The organism is Streptomyces sp. NPDC092296 (assembly GCF_044755465.1).
Lineage (GTDB): Bacteria > Actinomycetota > Actinomycetes > Streptomycetales > Streptomycetaceae > Peterkaempfera.
On record NZ_JBIVRB010000002.1, the window covers coordinates 626,009 to 644,719 of the forward strand.

Genomic DNA, 18,711 nt, shown 5'->3' on the forward strand with positions numbered 1-18,711 from the left:
GCTACGTCCTCGGCGCGGACGAGGATGACGGACCACCCCCGCCTGCGCGGGGAGAACACTTCGTGACCTGCGGGTTCAGGGGAGGTTTGCCTTTTCTTGACCCACGGGGCTCCTCATCACCCGACCATGATGTCAGAGGCGTGCGGTGGAGTACGCGGAGCCCGAGCGTGATCGCTACCAGGTTGTGGGAAAGCCCCAGGACGTGAATAGCCGTATCCGCACGGGCAGGGCAGCGCCGGGGCCGAATGCGGACACGCTGGGTCAGGTGACGGGGATGACGTACGCGCGGGCGAAGTGGGTGTCGATGTGGGCCTCGTGGAGGTGTCCGGCGATGGCGCGGTCGCCTTCGACGCCCATGACGACGTGGAGGTGGACGGAACCGTTGTGGATCTCGCCGGTGCCGGTCAACTCGCCGGGCAGGTCGTATGTGGTGATGGTGTCCTTGAGCGCGTCGCCTTCGGGCATGGTCGAGACGGTGAAGGAGTCGGCGGCGCCGATCAGGGAGACGATCGCCGCGTCGGTGATACCGGCCTCGGCGGCCTGGCGGTTCAGCTCGTCGACGAGCTCGCCTGTGGGGACTTCAAAGACGATCATGCGGGACTCCGTCCGATCATGGGACTCAGCTCCCGCAGCATGACCGAGGAGCACCAGCGGGCGCCAGAGTCGCGGGGGTTGAGTGCCTCTCTCGCGAAGCGGGCGGCGAGGAAGTCCGCACGGGGCGCGTACGCGGTGGGCTGGGAGGCGATCCGGCCGGCGGCCGTCCAGTCGACAGCGCAGACGCGGGAGGTCACGGCCGTCAGGTAGAGGTGGCGGACCTCCTCGTCGTGGGTCAGGACGCGGGCGACCTGGTCAGCGTGGCCCTGGCCGAACAGCTTGGCGAGGATGCCCGCAGCGTTGACGCGCAGGATCGGCACGTCGCCGTCCTGCATCCACTGGCGCAGGTTCGCGGTGGACGCCTTGTCCGTCAGCGACGCGGTGATGATGTCCGCGCCGTGCGTGGTCTGGACCCGGGCCAGCGGGACCGGGTCGCGGCCGGCGATGCTGGCCGCCATCTCCGAGGCCAGCGCGCCGTACGTGACGGCCAGGCCGGACAGTCCCAGGAAGGCTCGTCGGTTCACACGGTCGAGCGTGGCCTCCGCCTCCAACTGTCCGGTAGTGACGCCCAGCACGCGGGACAGGTGTTCGATCCAGTGCTTGCCGGGGATGACCTTGCCCGTCTCCCACCGCTTGACCGCATCCCGCCCCGGCGCCCCACTGGGATCACCTGCGGAAACGGCCAACTCCTCGGCGAGCCGGGCCTGGGTCCACTGTTTGAGGGTGCGCAGATCATGGATCAACTGACCGATCGGCATGGGCACATGATGCCCCCCGAGATGCCCCTCCGCAGGCGTCTCGACACGGTTCACCCTTTACGTGCGGCAGGTGCCCGCACCGTCCGCAGCCAAAGCAGCCAAAGCAGCCAGAGAAGAGGAGAAGGCCCGTGGAGCAGTCCAAGTCCGGTATCGCCGCAGTCAGCGCCTCGGCATCGGCGGAGGGGACCGAGGAGATCACCGAAACCGTGGTGGTCGCCGTCGACGTCGAGGACGAGGAGTAGTACCCGCCCGCTCGTCCTGACCTGGGCGCCCCTCCCCTCTCGTCGGTCCCGTGGGGCCAGGGAGGGGCCGCCCTTCGCGCTTCACCTGTCCGGAGGTCGCAGTGATTCACGTCTTCGTCGGGCCGACACTGCCCAGGTCCGAGCCGCAGCTCACCGCGCCGGGCGTGCGGGTGTGGCCGCCGGTGCGGCACGGAGACCTGTTCGATACCGCGATCCGCCGCCGCGACACAGCGGTGATCGTCGACGGGGTGTACCACCAGGCACCGGCGCTGCGCCACAAGGAGATCCTGGCCGCGATGGGCCGAGGGGTCCAGGTGATCGGGGCGGCGAGCATCGGCGCGCTGCGGGCGGCCGAACTTGCGCCGTTCGGGATGCTCGGCGTCGGCAGCGTCTACACCGCTTACGCCTCGGGGGAGATCGACGGCGACGACGAGGTGGCGGTCGGACAGGCTCCGGACGGGGAGTTCGACTCGCTGACCTGGCCGGTGGTCAACCTCCGGCACGTCCTTCGGCTGGCCGTCTCGGCCGGGGTCGTCGACGGCGAGCGGGCCGCTCAGTTGCTGGCGGGGCTGCGCGCGGTCTACTACCCCCAGCGCACATGGGCGGCGATACGGGCCGTCTGCCGCCGCCAGGGCGATGTGGAGTTCGCCGGGTGGCTGGCCGAGCGGCGCAAGCAGGATGGGCACTTCGGCGACCTCAAGCGCGCCGACGCCCTCGCGGCCGTACGCCTGGCACGCGGCGGCGAGTTGCCGCCGGCCGACGCCCAGCCGATGCCTGCGGTGTGGGAGACGACGTACTTCCGGCGCTGGTCCAACACCTTCGCCCGCACCCGCGTGGACGAGCTGGAACTGTCCACCGAGGACCGCCTGGTCTACCAGCAGTTGTTCGACCCGGCGTTCCGGAAGGCGTGGGCGGCCTACCTCGAACACCGCTCCCTCCACCCTGCCGACGGCGGGCCCGGCCTGCCGCTGGTGGAGCGGCTGGCACAGGTCACCGGCGGCGATTTGTCCGCCGACCGGGTGTTCCACCCGGCGGTCGACCTACGGGACGAGCAGGCCGTGGCCCTGCTGCTGGCAGGCGAGACCGAGCTGGATCGCCAGGCGGTCGCCCGGTACGCCGCCGCCCTTGTGCGGGCCCGCTCCAGTCGGCCCGGGTTCACGGTCGCGGCGGTGCGCGGCGACCTCACCCGCCGGCTCCTGCTGCGGGTCTGGCGGTGCCCTGAGCAGGAGTTCGACGCAGAGGCGTCCGCGCGCGGGCTGGTGTGCGGGGCGCGCGCCGTCGAGGCGGCCAAGCGGCTCGTCCCCGGGCTGTTGGAGGAGATGAACGAGACGATCAAGCGGACGGAGACTGCCAGTGCCACGCGGTGACGGCCTGGTGCCGCTGCCGGGCACGGTGCGCGCCCGCACCCCCGAGCAGACGTGGGAGGCGGTGGCCGGGCGCCTGCCGGAGTTCGGCATCACCCGCCTCGCCGACCTGACCGGCCTGGACTGCATCGGGCTGCCGGTGTGGACGGCGACCCGGCCAGCCTCGCTGACCTTGACCACCTCCCAGGGCAAGGGCGCCACCAGCCTGCTGGCGAAGCTGTCGGCGGTCATGGAGGCGATCGAGCTGTGGCACGTCGAGCAGCCGCTGCCCATCGCAGCGCACGGCCCGGCCGCCGAGGTTGCCCCCGACTGCCCCCTGACGGCACTGCCGATGACCGTCCTGTACCCCGCGCACACCATGGCCCGGATGGTGTGGGACTGGACGCCCGCAACCGGCCTGGTGGACGGCGCCAAGGTGCTGCTGCCGGCCGATCTGGTCCGCCGCCGGGTGCAGCGGCCGGAGTGGAGCCCGGATCTGCTGCGTGCGACCAGCACCGGCCTGGCGTGCGGGAACAGTCGGGACGAGGCGCTGTCACACGCGCTGTTCGAGGTGGTGGAGCGGGACGTGCTGTACCAGGACGGGCGGCTGGGCGGGCGAAGGCGCACCCTCGTCGCGCCCGGCACGGTCGACGATCCCCACGGCCGTCAGGTGCTCGACCGGCTGGCGGCTGCGGGAATGGCGCTGGAGATCGCGCTGGTGGACGGCCCGTACGCGCTTCCGGTGTGTGTGGCGTACCTGTGGTCCGAGGACCATCCGGTCGTCTTCGCGGGCGCCGGCTGCCACATCAGTCCGGCGATCGCGCTGACCCGGGCGCTGGCCGAGGCCGCGCAGTCCCGGCTGACCGCCATCGCCGGGACGCGGGACGACCTGCCCGGTGACCCCGCCTCGTTCGATGCGCCGTCCTTCCGTCCGGCGCAGACCACGGGGCTCGCGCCGTGGTCGGAGGCGGCGGGCCACTTCGTCCAACCCAGCGGCGGCTTCGCCGAACAGGCCGGGGACGTGGCGCGGCGGGTCGCACATGCCACCGGGCACGAGCCGGTGGCCCTGGACCTGTCCGACCCGGCCGGACCCGTCCACGCCGTCCAAGTCGTCTGCCCCGGTACCCGCTCACGGATCAGGAGGTCAATGCCCCGATGAACCCCACCGCCACGGCGGCGCCGCCCGCGCCCGCCGAACAACGCTCGGCCCAGTACGACGCCTTCCACGCTGCCCGAGCCCGCACCGGGCTGGTCTCCCGCCTGTACGCCGCGGCGATGGGTGAGGACTACCCGGCCGAAGTCGCCGCTTCCAGCTCCTGCGACTGGCCCCTGCTGGGGCTGATGACCGCGCGGCTGCGGATGCGCCCGGGCCAGCTCCTGGTGGACGCAGGCTGCGGTACCGGCGGCATCGGCCTGTGGCTGGCCCGCGCCCTCGCCCTCCGCTTGGAGGGCTTCGACCTCTCCCCGGTCGCCGTCGCCCAGGCCACCGACCGCCGCCCCCACTTCGGCATGTCCGCCGACCGGGCCGCCTTCCGCGCCGCCGACCTGGAGGACACCGGCCTGCCCGACTCCAGTGCCCATGGCATCGTGTGCGCGGACGCCCTCGGACGTGCCGCCGACCCGGACGTGGCAGTGCGCGAGCTCGGCCGACTCCTGGCCCCGGGCGGCCGACTGGTCCTGACCCGGGCCACGCGCACCGGCACAGACCCCATCTGGGAGGAGCAGGCCCGCGCCGCCGGACTCATGGTGGAGCACGTGGACGAGCGCCCCGCCGAGCCCGCCACATGGGACCGGCTCTACCGGCTGTGGATCGCCCACGCCGACGAACTGCGGCGCGAGCTGGGTGAGGACCAAGCACGGAACATGCTGCGCGAGGCGCACCAGATGCTCCCCGTACTTCCAGGCCGCCGTGCCGTCCTGCTGACCCTGCGGCGCCCCGCCAACGTCCCTTCGGGACTCGGCGCGGCCGATACGATGACCGGGCCCGGCCGCCACGCTGACGAGAGGACCCCGTAGTGAGCCAGCACAGTTCCGTCCGTGCTGCGGTGTTCTCGGCCGGGTCCTGGGGCACCGCTGTCGCCAAGGTCCTGGCCGACGCCGGCACCGACGTCATCGTGCACGCCCGCCGGGACGAGATCGCCGACGCGATCAACACGGTTCACCGCAACCCCGGCTACTTCCCGGACATCGAGCTGCCCGCAACCCTGACCGCGACGACCGACCCGGCCGCCGCACTGCGCGGCGCGGACTTCCTGGTGCTGTCCATCCCCGCGCAGACCCTGCGGACCAACCTCGCCGCGTGGGCACCGCACATCGCGCCCGACACGGTGATCGTGTCGCTGATGAAGGGCATCGAGATCGGCAGCGGGCTGCGGGCAAGCCAGGTCATCACCGAGGTGACCGGCGTGAGTGCGGACCGGGTCGCGGTGCTGTCGGGCCCGAACCTGGCGGGCGAGATCATGGACGGCCAGCCCGCCGCCGCCACCATCGCTTGCCCCGACGAGAAGACCGCGCGCCGCTTCCAACAGGCGTGCCACACCTCCTACTTCCGGCCTTATACGGACACCGATGTGACCGGCTGCGAGCTGGGCGGCGCGGTGAAGAACGTCGTCGCCCTGGCAGTCGGCATCGCCTCGGGCATGGGCCTGGGCGACAACGCGACGGCGATGCTCATCACCCGCGGGCTGGCGGAGACCACCCGGCTGGCTGTGGCCATGGGCGCCCATCCGGCCACCCTCGCCGGCCTGTCCGGCCTGGGCGACCTGGTGGCCACCTGCTCCTCCCCGCTCTCCCGCAACCGCACCTTCGGCACCCACCTCGGGCATGGCCTGAGCGTCGAGGAGGCGACGGCCGCCACCCGGCAGACCACCGAGGGCGTCAAGAGCGCGGAGGCGATCCTCGCCCTGGCCCGCGCCCACGATGTCGAGATGCCGATCACGGACGTGATCTCCGCCCTGCTGCACGAGAAGGTCACCCTCGACGAGGCTGCGGCCGCGCTGATGCAGCGGCCCACCAAGCCCGAGCGCTGACACCGGCGCCCCGCCTCGCGGGGCCGCCCACCCCGCGTCACCTTCACCCTCCTCCGCCTGGAGGCTCCTGCCCATGCACGCATCCGTGCTGTCCGCAGTCCAGATCGCCGCCACCCTCGGCCTGGTGGCGTGGATGGTCACCGGCTTCACCCGCCTGCCCGGCCGTTGGCTGCGCTGGAAGATGTTCTGCCGGGCCACCTTCACGATCATCTCGCTCACCGGCACCAAGGACGGGCGCACCGAGCCCGTGAACGTCTACGACTACCTCTCACCGGGCAGCTTCATCCTCGGGCCGCCCCAGCTCCAGACGATCCTCGACCACCTCACCGGCAGCGGCCGGTACGACCGGATCGACGGACAGGGGCGCGTCCTGTCCGCGCGCGGCGAGCAGCCCGTGGAAGTCAGGGGCAGCCGTGTGGTTCTTTGACGCTCTCGCCTCCGCTTTCCAGTACCCCACCGACCCCGGACGGCTCCAGTGGTTCCGGATCGTCTTCGGGACCGTGTGCACCCTGCGGTTCGCCCTCGCCTTCGGCCAGGGCGGCTGGGACCGGTTCGCCCCCGCCTCGCTCAGCTCCCACCTGGCAGAGCGGCGCTTCGGCCCCGCCAGGGCCCGCTTTCTGATCACCGTCTACCGGCCCGCGCTGGTCGTCCGTACGGCCGCCGCGCTCGCCCTGGCCTCCGGGCTCGCCCCCCGGCCGGCACTGCTGCTGGTCCTGGCCGGCGCCGCCATGGAACTGCTCTACCTCAAGAGTCCCAATGCCGTCCGCTACACCCTGCTGACCGGCACCTGTCTCCTGCTCGCCGGAGACCTCGGCCACGGCCTGCACATCGAGCACGGCCTGAGCACCGCGAACACCTGGGCGCAATGCCTCCTCGTACTGATCACCACCGACATCTACTGGAACTCCGCCTGGCAGAAACTCCGCTCCCCCCAATTCCGCAGCGGGCTCTACCTCACTCAGTGGATCCACACCTACACCCAGGTCAGGGACCGGCTCCCCTACCGCCGCCAGTACGTCGTCCCCGGCCTGGTCCGCCGCCGCGCGGGCAACCTCACTGCCCGGGACGTCCGCCTCTGGCGCCTGGTCGCGGTCACCGTCATCACGGCGGAGATCGCGCTGCCGCCCGCGTTGCTCATCCCGCAGACGGCGCCGTACGCCGTCGTCGTCGGCGTCGGGGTGCACGCGGTCTTCACCTGCCTCAAGCCCCGCCAGCTGATCACCTTCTCCGGCCTCACCCTCGGCACCTACTTGGCTTTCGCCGCCTGACCACCACCCCTGGCCCGGCTAGTACGGTGCCACAGCTTGTCGCACGGGCTGTGACCGGCCGGGGCCGGGGGTCAGGGGGTGGTGCGGTGGTAGGACTCGGCGTGCTGGATGAAGATCTGGTGCAGGTCGCGGGCCGCGTGCGGGGCGGTGCCGGACTGGCGGCGCTGGATGACCAGTAGGACTTCGGTGTCGTCGTCGGCCAGCGGTCGATGGGTGATCGCGCCGAGCCGCTCCAGCGGGTCGCCCAGCACGCTGTAGTCGGGGAGCACCGTGGCGCCGAGCCCTTCCGCGACCATCAGTTTGCCCATCTCGGCGCCGTCGGTGGAGTACGAGAAGTACGGGGCGCGGCCCGCGAGCAGGCGGTGCAGATAGCGGTGCATGACATAGCCGGCCCGCATCACGATCAGCGGCTCACCGAGCAGGTCGGCCACCCCGACGGTGCGCAGCGCGGCCAGTGGGCTGTCCGGGCGCATGCAGACCACCGGCCGCCCGCGCAGCAGCTCGGTGGTGTGGAAGTCGGGGGGCAGGTCGTCGCCGCGCAGGTAGTTCACCAGCCCCAGGTCGAGGCTGCCCTCCAGCAGGGCCCGGTGGATCTCGGCCTGCTGGGCGCCGACCACCTCCACCTGGGTGTCGGGGTGGGCCGCCCGGAAGGCGCGGACGGTCGGCACCAGCAGCGGGACGGTGGCCGCGTTGACCGTGCCCAGCCGGACCATACGGCTGGTCAGATGCTGGTCGCGGGCGGCGCGGCGCAGCCTGTCGACCGCGTCGAGCACCCCGACGATGTGCGGCAGCAACTCGCTGCCCTCGTCGCTGATCTTCGCCCCGGAGCGCTTGCGGTCGAGCAGGTCGACGCCCAGCTCGCGTTCCAGGTTGCGCACCGTCTCGCTCAGGGCGGGCTGGGAGATGTGCAGCTCCTCGGCGGCGCGGCGCAGCGAGCCCAGCCGGGTGACGGCGTTGATGTACTCCAGCTGCTCGATCCGCACGGCGCTGCCCGCCCTTCACCCCGGGGCATGAGGACCCCCTGTGTTCAAGGGAAACCCTATCAGGGCGTCGTGGATGCCGAATCGACCTGGAGGGGCGCCGCTGAGTAACCTGGCGGTGCGGCGGCAGGGCTGCGCCTGCCGCTTGCCGATGCCTGTCCGGATTCCGTTTCGACGGCATTCCGTAGCCATTCTGCTGATTCCGCGACCCATGGTGGGTCGCGGCTTTTTTGCGTCCTGATTGCGATGGGATTGCAGCCGGGCCGGCGTGCGTCCGGAGTGGGCCCGCTTTCCGGGACGACTTTCTTGACGGGCCGGGCCGTTATTTGGTTCAATCCTCCCCATGAAGATGCGACAGGATCTCACGCGGCGACGCCATGTCGACCTCGCGCGTGTCTCCAGCGCCTTCTGTTGCCGCTGCGGCGTCTGAGCCGCCCGCGCCGCCCCTCCGCATCTCCCCGCCCGCCCTTGGGGTTCCCGGGTCCCGTCGTCGGCTGACCGGTGCCCGTGCGGGTGTGCTTTCCCTTTCTCCCCGACCGCTGCGCCCGGTCTGGTTCCCGGTATTTCCCGGTGAATGTCCGGGCGTCGTCCGCCATGCCTTTTTCCTGTATCGGGAGTCCCTGATGCCCGTCCCGTCCTCTCCGGAACCCGTGCGTTTCGCTTACTGGGTGCCCAATGTCAGCGGTGGCCTGGTCACCAGTTCGATCGAACAGCGTACCGACTGGGGCTATGACTACAATCGCGAGTTGGCCGTACTGGCGGAGAACAGCGGTTTCGACTATGCGCTGAGCCAGGTCCGCTACATGGCCAGTTACGGCGCCGAATACCAGCACGAGTCCACCAGTTTCAGCCTTGCCCTGCTGCTGGCCACCGAGCGGTTGAAGGTCATCGCCGCCGTCCACCCGGGCCTGTGGCACCCCGGGGTGCTGGCCAAGCTCGGTGCCACCGCCGACCACCTCTCCGGCGGCCGGTTCGCGGTGAACGTGGTCAGCGGCTGGTTCAAGGGCGAGTTCACCGCGCTGGGTGAGCCCTGGTTGGAGCACGACGAGCGCTACCGCCGCTCCGAGGAGTTCATCCGGGCGCTGCGCGCCATCTGGACCGAGGACCACGCCGAACTGGCCGGCGACTTCTACCGCATCCGCGACTTCACCCTCAAGCCCAAGCCGCTCGGCAGCGCCGACCGCCCGCACCCGGAGATCTTCCAGGGCGGCAACTCCACCGCCGCCCGCGCCATGGCGGGCCGGGTCTCCGACTGGTACTTCAGCAACGGCAAGGACTTCGACGGCGTCACCGAGCAACTGGCCGACATCGCCGCCGCTGCCGCCCTGGCCGGACGCCGGGCGCCGCGCTTCGGCCTCAACGGCTTCCTGATCGCCCGGGACACCGAGGCCGAGGCCCGCGAGGTGCTGCGGGAGATCGTCGCCAAGGCCGACACCGAGGCGGTGCACGGCTTCGGCGCCGCCGTCAAGCAGGCCGGGCAGTCCACCGCCGACCGCAAGGGCATGTGGCAGGACTCCGTCTTCGAGGACCTGATCCAGTACAACGACGGCTTCCGCACCGGCCTGATCGGCACCCCGGAGCAGATCGCGCAGCGGATCGTCGCCTACAAGCGGCTCGGCGTCGACCTCTTCCTCCTCGGCTTCCTGCACTACCTGGAGGAGGTCGAGTACTTCGGCAAGCGGGTGCTGCCGCTGGTCCGCGAGCTGGAGGCCCAGCTGCCCGCCGACGCGGAGCCGACCGCCGCCGCCCCGGTCTGACCGCACCGCCCCCCGTACCACCCGTCCGAGATGTCCACCTGTCCACTCGAAGAAGAGAGGCCCCGCAGATGAGCACCACCACCCCGACCAGCTGGCAGACCCGGCCCGCGCCGACCGACGCGGCGGGCTGGATCGACCGCGCCGCCGAGGTCGCCGCCGTGCTGGCCACCGACGCGGCCGCCCGCGACAAGGCCGGCGCCACCCCATACGCCGAGGTCCAACTGCTGAAGGACGCCGGGCTGGTCACCCTGCTCGGCCCGGTCGAGCACGGCGGCGCCGGGCAGGACTGGCCGACCGCCTACCGGGTCGTCCGGGAGGTGGCCAAGGCCGACGGCTCCATCGGCCAGCTGCTGGGCTACCACTACCTGTGGAACTGGGCGGCCCGCCTGGTCGCCACCCGCGAGCAGTGGGAGCACGTGGAGGCCGAGGCCGCCCGCAACCAGTGGTTCTTCGGCGGCGCCGTCAACCCGCGCGACAACGACGTCGCGGTCCGCGACGAGGGCGACACCCTGGTCTTCACCGGCCGCAAGTCCTTCTCCACCGGCAGCAAGGTCTCCGACGTCACCGTCCTGGAAGGCGTCCTGGACGGCACCGACCAGCACATCTTCGCCATCGTGCCCTCCGACAGCGCGGGCCTGACCTTCCACGACGACTGGGACAACATCGGCCAGCGGCTCACCGAGAGCGGCAGCGTCACCATCGACGGCGTACGGGTCCCCTGGTCGTCGGCCGCCGGATACGTCGACAAGCAGTTCCAGCCCCGGGTCTACAACACGCTCAATGTGCCGGTCGTGCAGCTGATCTTCGTCAACTTCTACCTCGGCATCGCAGCCGGCGCGCTGGAGACCGCGGCCACCTACACCCGTACCAAGTCCCGCTCCTGGCTGCACGGCGGCTACCCCAAGGCCGTCGACGAGCCCCATGTGATCGACACCTACGGCGACCTCACCGCCAAGCTCTGGGCCGCCGAAGCCCTGGCCGACCGGGTGGCCGAGGAGAGCCGGCCGCTGCACGACGACCCCGACGCGGTCACCGAGCGCGCCCGGGGCGAGCACGAGGTCCGGGTGGCCGCCGCGAAGGCGCGGGCCACCGATGTCGCGCTGGAGATCACCCACCGCATCTTCGAGGTCACCGGCGCCCGCGCCACCGCCAGCTCCGAGGGCCTGGACCGCTTCTGGCGCAACGTCCGCACCCACACCCTGCACGACCCGGTCGCCTACAAGCGCCGCGAGGTCGGCCGGTTCGTCCTCACCGACGAGATCCCCGAGCCCACCTGGTACTCCTGACCGCCCCCCGGGTGCGCCGCCCACCCCGGGCGGCGCACCCGGACCCACCCCCCGTACACCCCTGCCGCGAAGGCGAGTCACCCATGGCCACCGTCCTGTCCGTCTCCGCAAGCCCCTCCGCCACCTCCCGCACCGCCCGGCTGCTGCGCCACCTCGACGCGCGGCTCACCGCCCAGGGCCACCACGTCATACCGCTGGACGTACGCACCCTGCCCGCCGAGGCGCTGCTCGGCGCGGACCTCGACCACCCCGAGGTGGTCCGCGCCGCCGAGCTGTTCGCCCAGGCGGACGGCGTGGTCGTCGGCACCCCCGTCTACAAGGCCGCCTACTCCGGCCTGCTCAAGGCCCTGCTGGACGTGCTGCCGCAGGAAGCGCTCGGCGGCAAGACCGTGCTGCCGCTGGCCACCGGCGGCTCCACCGCGCACGTCCTGGCCGTCGACTACGCGCTGCGCCCGGTGCTCTCCTCGATGGGGGCGCTGCACATCCTGCCGGGCTGGTTCGTCCTGGACCGGCACATCACCGTACGGGGGGACGGCAGCACCGCCGTCGAGCCCGGCACCGACGCCACCCTCGGCCGACTGGTCGACCAGTTCTCCGCCGCACTGCGGCCGACCGCGCCCCTCGCCGCCGTCGGCTGACACCGCCGTCGGCTGAGCCCGCCGCGCCGCCCTTACGACCCCCCGCCCCTACGACCTGGAGAACCACCGTGAGCGCCCCCGCCCGCACCGCCGCCGCAGCCCCGCCCGCGCAGCTGATCGCCGACGACACCGAAGCACTGGCGGTGGCCGCGCGACTGGCCGCCGAGTTCCGCACCGGAGCCGCCGAGCGGGACCGGGAACGCAGGCTCCCGCACGCCGAGGTGGACCGGCTCTCCGGCTCCGGCCTGCTCGGCATCACCGTCCCCGCCGACCACGGCGGCGCCGACGTCAGCGCCGAGACGCTGGCCGAGGTCTTCCGGCTGCTCGCCACCGCCGACCCCAGCCTGGCCCAGATCCCGCAGAGCCACTTCGTCTACACCGGCGTGCTGCGCCGCCAGGGCACCCCCGCCCAGCAGGAGTTCTTCTTCCGCGAGATCCTGGCGGGCCGCAGGCTCGGCAACGCCCAGTCGGAGGCCGGTACCCGGCACATCCAGGACATCCGGACCCGGCTCACCCCGGCGGCGGACGGCTCCCTGCTGCTCACCGGCGTCAAGCACTACTCCACGGGCGCCCTGTTCGCCCACTGGATACCGGTCCTGGCCCGCGCCGAGGACGACACCCTCCAGGTCGCCTACGTACCGCGCGACGCGCCCGGCCTGACCGTCGTCGACGACTGGGACGGCATGGGGCAGCGCACCACCGCCAGCGGCACCGTGCGGCTGGAGCGGGTCCGCGTACCGGCCGACCGGGTCGTCCCGCACCACCTCACCTTCCAGGGACCCCAACTGCACGGCGCCACCGCCCAGTTGCTGCACACCGCCATCGACACCGGGATCGCCGCCGCCGCGCTGGAGGAGGCCGCCGCCTTCGTCCGCACCCGAAGCCGCCCCTGGTTCGAGAGCGGCTTCGAGACCGCCGCCGAGGACCCGCTGCTCATCCAGCGCTTCGGTGAACTGGGCATCCAGCTGCGCGCCGCCGAAGCACTGCTGGTCGCCGCCGCCCGCGCGGTGGACGCCGCCACCGCCGACCTCACCGACGACACCGCCGCCGAGGCGTCCATCGCGGTGGCCGCCGCCAAGGCGTACGCCGGCACCGCAGCGGTCGACACCGGCAGCGCGCTCTTCGAACTGGCCGGGACCCGGGCCGCGCTGGACGGCCTCGGCCTGCACCGCTACTGGCGCGACGCCCGCACCCACACCCTGCACGACCCCGCCCGCTGGAAGGTCCAGCACATCGGCCGCCACCTGCTGAACGGCACCCGGCCGCCCCGGCACGGCCTGCTCTGACCCGCCGGCCGCCCACCCCCGTCACCCCCATCCCGCCCCCGTTCGGAGACCCCCCGTGGCCCTGACCTTCCACTGGTTCCTGCCCACGTACGGCGACAGTCGCCATGTCGTCGGAGGCGGCCACGGCCTGCCCGCCGGAGCCGCGGGCGGCCAACGCCCCGCCACCCTCGGCTATCTGACCCAGGTCGCCCGCGCGGCGGAGCAGCTCGGCTTCACCGGCGCGCTCACCCCCACCGGCGCCTGGTGCGACGACGCCTGGCTGACCACCGCCATGCTGGCCCGGGAGACCGAGCGGCTGAAGTTCCTCGTCGCCTTCCGCCCCGGCCTGGTCGCCCCCACCCTGGCCGCCCAGATGGCCGCCACCTTCCAGCGGCACAGCGGCGGCAGGCTGCTGCTCAACGTGGTCACCGGCGGCGAGAGCCATGAGCAGCGCGCCTACGGCGACTTCCTGGACAAGGACGCCCGCTACGCCAGGACCGGCGAGTTCCTGGAGATCGTCCGCGCCCTGTGGCAGGGCCGCACGGTCGACCTCGCCGGGACGCACCTGCGGGTCGAGCAGGCCCGGCTCGACCGGCTGCCCGACCCCGTCCCCGAGGTGTACTTCGGCGGCTCCTCACCCGCCGCCGGCCAGGTCGCCGCCCGGCACAGCGATGTCTACCTCACCTGGGGCGAGCCGCCCGCCCAGGTCGCGGAGAAGATCCGCTGGATTCGCGACCTGGCGCAGCGCGCCGGGCGTACCGTCCGCTTCGGCATCCGGCTGCACGTCATCACCCGGGACAGCGCCGACCAGGCGTGGGCCGAGGCGGCGCGGCTGCTGGACGGCTTCTCCGCCGAGGCGGTCCGGGCCGTCCAGGACGGGCTGGCGCGCAGTGAGTCCGAGGGCCAGCGCCGGATGCTGGCCCTGCACGGCGGCCGCCGCGACCGCCTCGAGGTCTCGCCCAACCTGTGGGCGGGCATCGGCCTGGTCCGGGGCGGCGCGGGCACCGCGCTGGTGGGCAGCCACGCCGAGGTCGCGGAGCGCATCACCGAGTACCACCGGCTCGGCATCGACGAGTTCGTGCTCTCCGGGCATCCCCATGTGGAGGAGGCCTACTGGTTCGGTGAGGGCGTGCTGCCGCTGCTGGCCGCCGCCGGCCTGTGGACCCACCCGGCGGGCGGCACGGCACCGACCGCCGCCGCCGTGCCCTTCGCGGCGGGCCTCTCCGGCCGCTAGACGGCGTCGAGCCAGAGCACGATCCCGGTCAGGTCGTTGAGCACGGCCGCGACGCCCGCCCTGATGGCGGCCTCGCAGCGCTCGCTCGTGAACGAGGCGGGGTCGTACGTCGAGGACATGCCGAGTCCCTCGCCACGGAACGACGCGCCGGACCAGTCGACCGCCGTGACGTTGTGGGTGGGCTCGGCCAGCTCCGCGCCCACGACGAGGAACTGCTGCGACAGGTGGTTCGCGGTGACCACCGCCAGCGGGTCGATGAGGTCGTTGCCCGCGCTGACGATCAGGTCCGGGCCCATGTCGAGGGCCTTGGCGATGTCGGGGATCAGGTCGGACGGGTCGTCGGCGACCACCGTCCTGAGGTCGACGTGCTCGTCCTTCGCCCAGTCCCGGACCGCCGCCGCCAGGGCCTTGGTCGGGCCGTCGTCACCCGAGGTGAGCAGCACCACGCGGTAGCCCTTCGACGGGTGGACCCCGGCCCAGGAGCCGGGCTGCGGCGTGGCGGTCGCCTCCGGGGCGGGCGGCGAGGCGCGGTCGATGAACCCCGGGCCGAGGGTGCCGACGGCGGTGGGTCTGGGGTGCGGCCGTGACCAGTCGTGGCCGGAGCCGCATCCGGTGACCAGCGCGGCGGCCGCGGCCAGGATGGCAACGGCCCGAAGCGGGGGGCGCAAGGCGATCGTCCTCCGAGTGGGTGGCGGATGGTGCGCCCTCATCCTGCTCCCCGATACGCCGTCGGCGGCGCCCGCAGAGGCTGTTCCGGAGCTTGTTCCTCCGAGGTTCGCCGGTCCGCCCGTTCCCGTTCATCCGTGACGTGCAACGTGCACTGGCAACTGAAGGAGCCACATGTCACGACGGGTCCGCTGCCTCATCATCGGGATCGCAGCAGCGGTGATCACTCTCCTGGGCGCCGGTCAGCCGGCGCTCGCCCATGGATTCTCATCGACCGTGTACGCCCAGCTCACCGCAGGCGACAACGGTCAGCTACGGACGAGGCTGGAGCTTGAATACGACCTTTTCGTCGTCTCCGCCGCCGACTTCCAGCACGACGACGCCCTCTTCCGGACCGGGAACGCCGCCTTCGACGACGGTGACACCGCCGCCCAGGCCGCCGCGCTCAACGCCCATGCCGAGTCGGCCGTCACGTACGTCACCGAGCGCTTCTCGGTCACCTCGAACGGCAAGGCGTGCACAGCGGCCCGGGTCGGTGACTTCACGATGGGCCGGCGCGAGGGCGTGCCGTACGCCGATCTGCTGCTCGACTGGACCTGCCCCGAGCAGGGCGAGGACCACGAGGTGCGCAGCGGGCTGTTCCCCGACGCCGAGAGCTATGTCACCGGCACCAAGACGATCGTCACCTATGAGATCGACGGCCGCTCGGGCAGTGCCGCGCTCGACGCCGCCCATCCGTCCTTCTCGACCGGTCAGGCGTGGTACGAGCGGTTCTGGGAGTTCTTCCGGCTGGGCACCGAGCACCTGCTGACCGGAATCGACCACATCCTGTTCCTGCTGGCGCTGATCGCCGGGTCGCGGCGCCCGCGTGAGATCGTGCTCGCGGCCACGAGCTTCACCCTGGCGCACTCGGTGACCTTCATGCTCGCCGCGCTCGGCCTGGTCGACGTGCCCGCGAGGGTCGTGGAGCCCGTCATCGCGCTGTCGATCGCCGTGGTCGCCGGGTGGTACCTGTGGCGGGTCTGGCGGCGCGGCGGCCAGGCCACCGACCTGGAGGCGCCGGGGCAGAGCCACTTCAGCCTGGACCGTGCGGGCTGGACCCGGCTCGGCGTCGTGTTCTGCTTCGGCCTGGTGCACGGCCTGGGCTTCGCGGGCGCGCTGGGGATCGACCAGGCGTGGTCGTGGACCCTGCTCTGGTCGCTGCTGGTGTTCAACGTCGGCATCGAGGTCGTACAGCTGACCATCATCGCCGCCGTCTTCCCGCTGCTGGCCCTGCTGCGCCGCCGGGCACCGACGGCCGGACTCTGGGCGACCTGCGCGATCTCCGCAGGCGTGGCCGTGATGGGGCTGGTCTGGTTCGTGCAGCGGGTGTCCGGGTCCTGACGTCCACGCAGGTCCTGCGGAAGTTCAGCCGGTCAGCACATCGAATTTACGTTCGCTTTACCGGGTAAAGAAATCTTAAGGATCACCACTCCATGCACACCCCGTGCACAAAGGAACGAGCACTGATGAACTCAAGCACCACGACGCAGGCCCCCCGGCCCGCGCGACGCCGTGTGGCCACCGGAGCCGCAGGGGCCTTCCTGGGCCTGGCCGTGGCCCTCGGCGGCGGGCTGGCGACTCCCGCCGGCGCCGCCGAGTCCACCACCCTCACCGGCGTGATCCTCGGTGTGGGCGCCAACGAGTCCCAGCGCACCGTGAGCTGGTACTCCTCGACCGACACCGCGCAGCAGCTCCAGGTCGCCCCCACCGCAGAGCTGGTGGGCGGGGAGTTCCCGGCCGGCGCTGCCACCTTCGCCGCCACCGGCACCGCGAACATCGCCAGCAGCGGCGGCTACAACCGCCACGCGACGATCACCGGGCTGAAGGAGCACACCGCGTACTCCTACCGCGTCGGCAGCGCGGGCGACTGGTCCGCGACGTACTCCTTCAAGACCCAGGACTTCGAAGGCAACTACGACTTCCTGTTCTTCGGAGACCCGCAGATCGGCTCGTCCGGCAACCTGGCGAAGGACCAGGCCGGCTGGCAGGACACCCTGGACGTCGCGCTCGGCGCCAACCCGGACTCCGAACTGCTGGTCTCCGGCGGCGACCAGGTCGAGAGCGCCAACAACGAGTCCAACTGGAACGCCTTCCTCGCCCCCGACAAGCTGCGCGAGTACCCGTGGGCCGCCACCATCGGCAACCACGACGTCGGCGGCAAGGCGTACGAGCAGCACCTGTTCACGCCGAACACCGACCGCTCGGCCGCGCTGTACTCCAACGGCGACCCGGCTTCCAACTCGTCCGGTGGAAACTACTGGTTCATCCACAAGGACGTGCTGTTCATCGACATCAACAGCAACAGCTACGCCACCTCGCAGGGCGGCGGCGGCGACGCGGCGCACATCGCGTACATCACCGACGTCATCAACAAGCACGGCTCCGAGGCCAAGTGGAAGGTGCTCGTCTTCCACCACGCCATCTACTCGCCGGCCAGCCACGCCAAGGACTCGGACAACAAGACGCGCCGCGTCGACTTCCCGAGCGCCCTGTCCAAGCTCGGCGTCGACCTGGTGCTCCAGGGCCACGACCACAGCTACTCCCGTAGCTACCTGATCAAGAACGGTCAGAAGGCGGACGCGAACGAGCAGCCCGGTGCCGCCGACGTCTACCCGGGCCCCGGCGGTGTCCTCTATGTGACGGCCAACTCCGCGTCGGGCTCGAAGTACTACGACATCACCAACCCCGACAACAGCGGCACCAGCGGCGCGGGCAACGGCGCCGACCCGCTGAACCCGAAGAACTACTGGTACAACTCGGTTCAGGACCAGGAGCACGTCCGCACCTACGTCAAGGTCCAGGTGCGCAACGACAAGCTCGTGGTGGAGAACCTCCGCAGCGGCACCTGCGCGGCACCCAACGCGTCGGTGGAGCTCGGCCAGGTCTCCTGCAAGAACACCCCCGCCGGGCAGCCGGTCGGCTCGACCGTCGACAAGGTCACCGTGCACCCGTACCACGGCAGCGGCCAGGACCTCCAGGTCAATGTGCCCGAGGCCGCTCCGGGCGAGTTCGGCTGGACGATCGACGGCTACAACGGCCTGGTGGACCTCGGCACCGCCAAGGACCACGACGGCGAGTACTTCGAGGCGACCGGCAAGGTCAACCCGATCGTCGTGACGGACAGCCGCCGCTCGCACGCCCCGTGGTCGATCTCCGCCGAGGTGAGCGACTTCAAGGACGCCGACAAGACGTTCTCCGGCGCCAACCTCGGCTGGACGCCGCAGGTGCTGGAGGCCGGCGCGGGCGCCAAGGCCAGCGGGTCCGTGGCCTCCGGCCACGACGACAACGGCAAGGGCCTGTCCGTCTCGCGCGGCCTCGGCTGGGCCGACCAGGGCCACGCCAAGGGCACGGCCAAGCTCGGCGCCGACCTGGACCTGAAGATCCCGGACAGCGTCGAGAAGGGCGCCTACCGCGCCACCCTCACGATCACTGCTCTGAGCAGCTGACCGTAACCGTTCCACCAGGCGGGGTGGGGCCCCGGGGGGGGCCCCCCCCCCCCCCCCCCCCCCCCCCCGGTGACCCCCGGTCACCCCCCCCCCCCCCCCCCAAAACCCCGGGGGGGGCGCGCCCCCCTAGTACACACCCAAGGGGCGGTGCACCCCCCCCCCC

The 18,711-nt window shown here is 71.9% G+C and carries 18 protein-coding genes and 1 CRISPR repeat array (1 of these 19 running past the window's edge); of the genes, 14 read left to right on the plus strand and 4 right to left on the minus strand.

The window, feature by feature from the left end; all coding sequences use genetic code 11:
- A CRISPR array of direct repeats spans positions 1-57; the repeat unit is 29 nt; unit sequence CGGACCACCCCCGCCTGCGCGGGGAGAAC; it begins 823 nt to the left of the window's first position.
- Between the two features lie 204 nt (positions 58-261).
- Positions 262-594, minus strand: coding sequence for a PCC domain-containing protein (locus ACIQGZ_RS10430; protein WP_402600690.1), 333 nt, complete (start codon positions 592-594; stop codon positions 262-264).
- Positions 591-1,352 (minus strand): helix-turn-helix domain-containing protein, encoded by a 762-nt coding sequence (locus ACIQGZ_RS10435; RefSeq protein ID WP_402600691.1) that lies wholly within the window; start codon positions 1,350-1,352, stop codon positions 591-593. Before ACIQGZ_RS10435 ends, ACIQGZ_RS10430 begins: the two co-directional genes overlap by 4 nt.
- A 343-nt stretch (positions 1,353-1,695) precedes the next feature.
- Here ACIQGZ_RS10435 and ACIQGZ_RS10440 point away from each other — a divergent pair, with 343 nt between their 5' ends.
- The 6 genes from ACIQGZ_RS10440 to ACIQGZ_RS10465 all read left to right on the plus strand — a co-directional run bounded on the left by ACIQGZ_RS10440 (position 1,696) and on the right by ACIQGZ_RS10465 (position 7,234).
- Positions 1,696-2,961: a TfuA-like protein gene (locus ACIQGZ_RS10440; RefSeq protein WP_402600692.1), complete on the plus strand. Its 1,266-nt coding sequence runs from the start codon at positions 1,696-1,698 to the stop codon at positions 2,959-2,961.
- A complete protein-coding gene (locus tag ACIQGZ_RS10445; protein WP_402600693.1) occupies positions 2,948-4,096 on the plus strand; it encodes a YcaO-like family protein in 1,149 nt (382 codons plus the stop codon). Before ACIQGZ_RS10440 ends, ACIQGZ_RS10445 begins: the two co-directional genes overlap by 14 nt.
- A complete protein-coding gene (locus ACIQGZ_RS10450; protein WP_402600694.1) occupies positions 4,093-4,953 on the plus strand; it encodes a class I SAM-dependent methyltransferase in 861 nt (286 codons plus the stop codon). The genes ACIQGZ_RS10445 and ACIQGZ_RS10450 overlap by 4 nt, the downstream gene beginning before the upstream one ends.
- Positions 4,953-5,966, plus strand: coding sequence for an NAD(P)H-dependent glycerol-3-phosphate dehydrogenase (locus ACIQGZ_RS10455; RefSeq protein WP_402600695.1), 1,014 nt, complete (start codon positions 4,953-4,955; stop codon positions 5,964-5,966). The genes ACIQGZ_RS10450 and ACIQGZ_RS10455 overlap by 1 nt, the downstream gene beginning before the upstream one ends.
- Positions 5,967-6,039: 73 nt before the next feature.
- Positions 6,040-6,393, plus strand: coding sequence for a hypothetical protein (locus ACIQGZ_RS10460; RefSeq protein ID WP_402600697.1), 354 nt, complete (start codon positions 6,040-6,042; stop codon positions 6,391-6,393).
- Positions 6,380-7,234 (plus strand): hypothetical protein, encoded by an 855-nt coding sequence (locus tag ACIQGZ_RS10465; protein ID WP_402600699.1) that lies wholly within the window; start codon positions 6,380-6,382, stop codon positions 7,232-7,234. Before ACIQGZ_RS10460 ends, ACIQGZ_RS10465 begins: the two co-directional genes overlap by 14 nt.
- Before the next feature lie 71 nt (positions 7,235-7,305).
- Here ACIQGZ_RS10465 and ACIQGZ_RS10470 read toward each other — a convergent pair whose 3' ends face one another.
- The gene (locus ACIQGZ_RS10470) at positions 7,306-8,217 is read right to left on the minus strand and encodes a LysR family transcriptional regulator (protein ID WP_402600700.1); all 912 of its coding nucleotides are present in this window, start codon (positions 8,215-8,217) and stop codon (positions 7,306-7,308) included.
- Between the two features lie 346 nt (positions 8,218-8,563).
- Here ACIQGZ_RS10470 and ACIQGZ_RS10475 point away from each other — a divergent pair, with 346 nt between their 5' ends.
- The 6 genes from ACIQGZ_RS10475 (at position 8,564) to ACIQGZ_RS10500 (ending at position 14,394) form a co-directional block, all read left to right on the plus strand.
- Complete coding sequence (locus ACIQGZ_RS10475) at positions 8,564-8,644, plus strand: putative leader peptide (RefSeq protein WP_402600760.1); 81 nt, start codon at positions 8,564-8,566, stop codon at positions 8,642-8,644.
- Positions 8,645-8,837: 193 nt separating this feature from the next.
- Positions 8,838-9,971 (plus strand): dimethylsulfone monooxygenase SfnG, encoded by a 1,134-nt coding sequence (gene sfnG, locus ACIQGZ_RS10480; RefSeq protein ID WP_402600702.1) that lies wholly within the window; start codon positions 8,838-8,840, stop codon positions 9,969-9,971.
- A 68-nt stretch (positions 9,972-10,039) separates the two neighbouring features.
- On the plus strand, positions 10,040-11,257 hold the full coding sequence (locus ACIQGZ_RS10485) for an acyl-CoA dehydrogenase family protein (RefSeq protein ID WP_402600703.1): 1,218 nt from the start codon (positions 10,040-10,042) through the stop codon (positions 11,255-11,257).
- Positions 11,258-11,340: 83 nt separating this feature from the next.
- A complete protein-coding gene (gene ssuE, locus ACIQGZ_RS10490) occupies positions 11,341-11,895 on the plus strand; it encodes an NADPH-dependent FMN reductase (protein ID WP_402600705.1) in 555 nt (184 codons plus the stop codon).
- A gap of 68 nt (positions 11,896-11,963) precedes the next feature.
- Positions 11,964-13,181 carry an SfnB family sulfur acquisition oxidoreductase gene (locus tag ACIQGZ_RS10495; protein WP_402600706.1) on the plus strand — a complete coding sequence of 406 codons (1,218 nt, stop codon included), beginning with the start codon at positions 11,964-11,966 and terminating at the stop codon, positions 13,179-13,181.
- Positions 13,182-13,236: 55 nt separating this feature from the next.
- The gene (locus ACIQGZ_RS10500) at positions 13,237-14,394 is read left to right on the plus strand and encodes an LLM class flavin-dependent oxidoreductase (protein ID WP_402600708.1); all 1,158 of its coding nucleotides are present in this window, start codon (positions 13,237-13,239) and stop codon (positions 14,392-14,394) included.
- Here ACIQGZ_RS10500 and ACIQGZ_RS10505 read toward each other — a convergent pair.
- Entirely contained in the window at positions 14,391-15,062 is a 672-nt protein-coding gene (locus ACIQGZ_RS10505; protein WP_402600709.1) for a hypothetical protein, read from the minus strand. The two genes, ACIQGZ_RS10500 and ACIQGZ_RS10505, sit on opposite strands and share 4 nt — an antisense overlap.
- A gap of 172 nt (positions 15,063-15,234) precedes the next feature.
- On the opposite strand from ACIQGZ_RS10505, the gene ACIQGZ_RS10510 reads away from it, so the two are divergent.
- Both ACIQGZ_RS10510 and ACIQGZ_RS10515 read left to right on the plus strand, forming a co-directional pair.
- A complete protein-coding gene (locus tag ACIQGZ_RS10510; RefSeq protein ID WP_402600711.1) occupies positions 15,235-16,443 on the plus strand; it encodes a HupE/UreJ family protein in 1,209 nt (402 codons plus the stop codon).
- A gap of 125 nt (positions 16,444-16,568) precedes the next feature.
- Positions 16,569-18,548 carry a fibronectin type III domain-containing protein gene (locus ACIQGZ_RS10515; RefSeq protein WP_402600712.1) on the plus strand — a complete coding sequence of 660 codons (1,980 nt, stop codon included), beginning with the start codon at positions 16,569-16,571 and terminating at the stop codon, positions 18,546-18,548.
- Positions 18,549-18,711 lie beyond the last annotated feature (163 nt).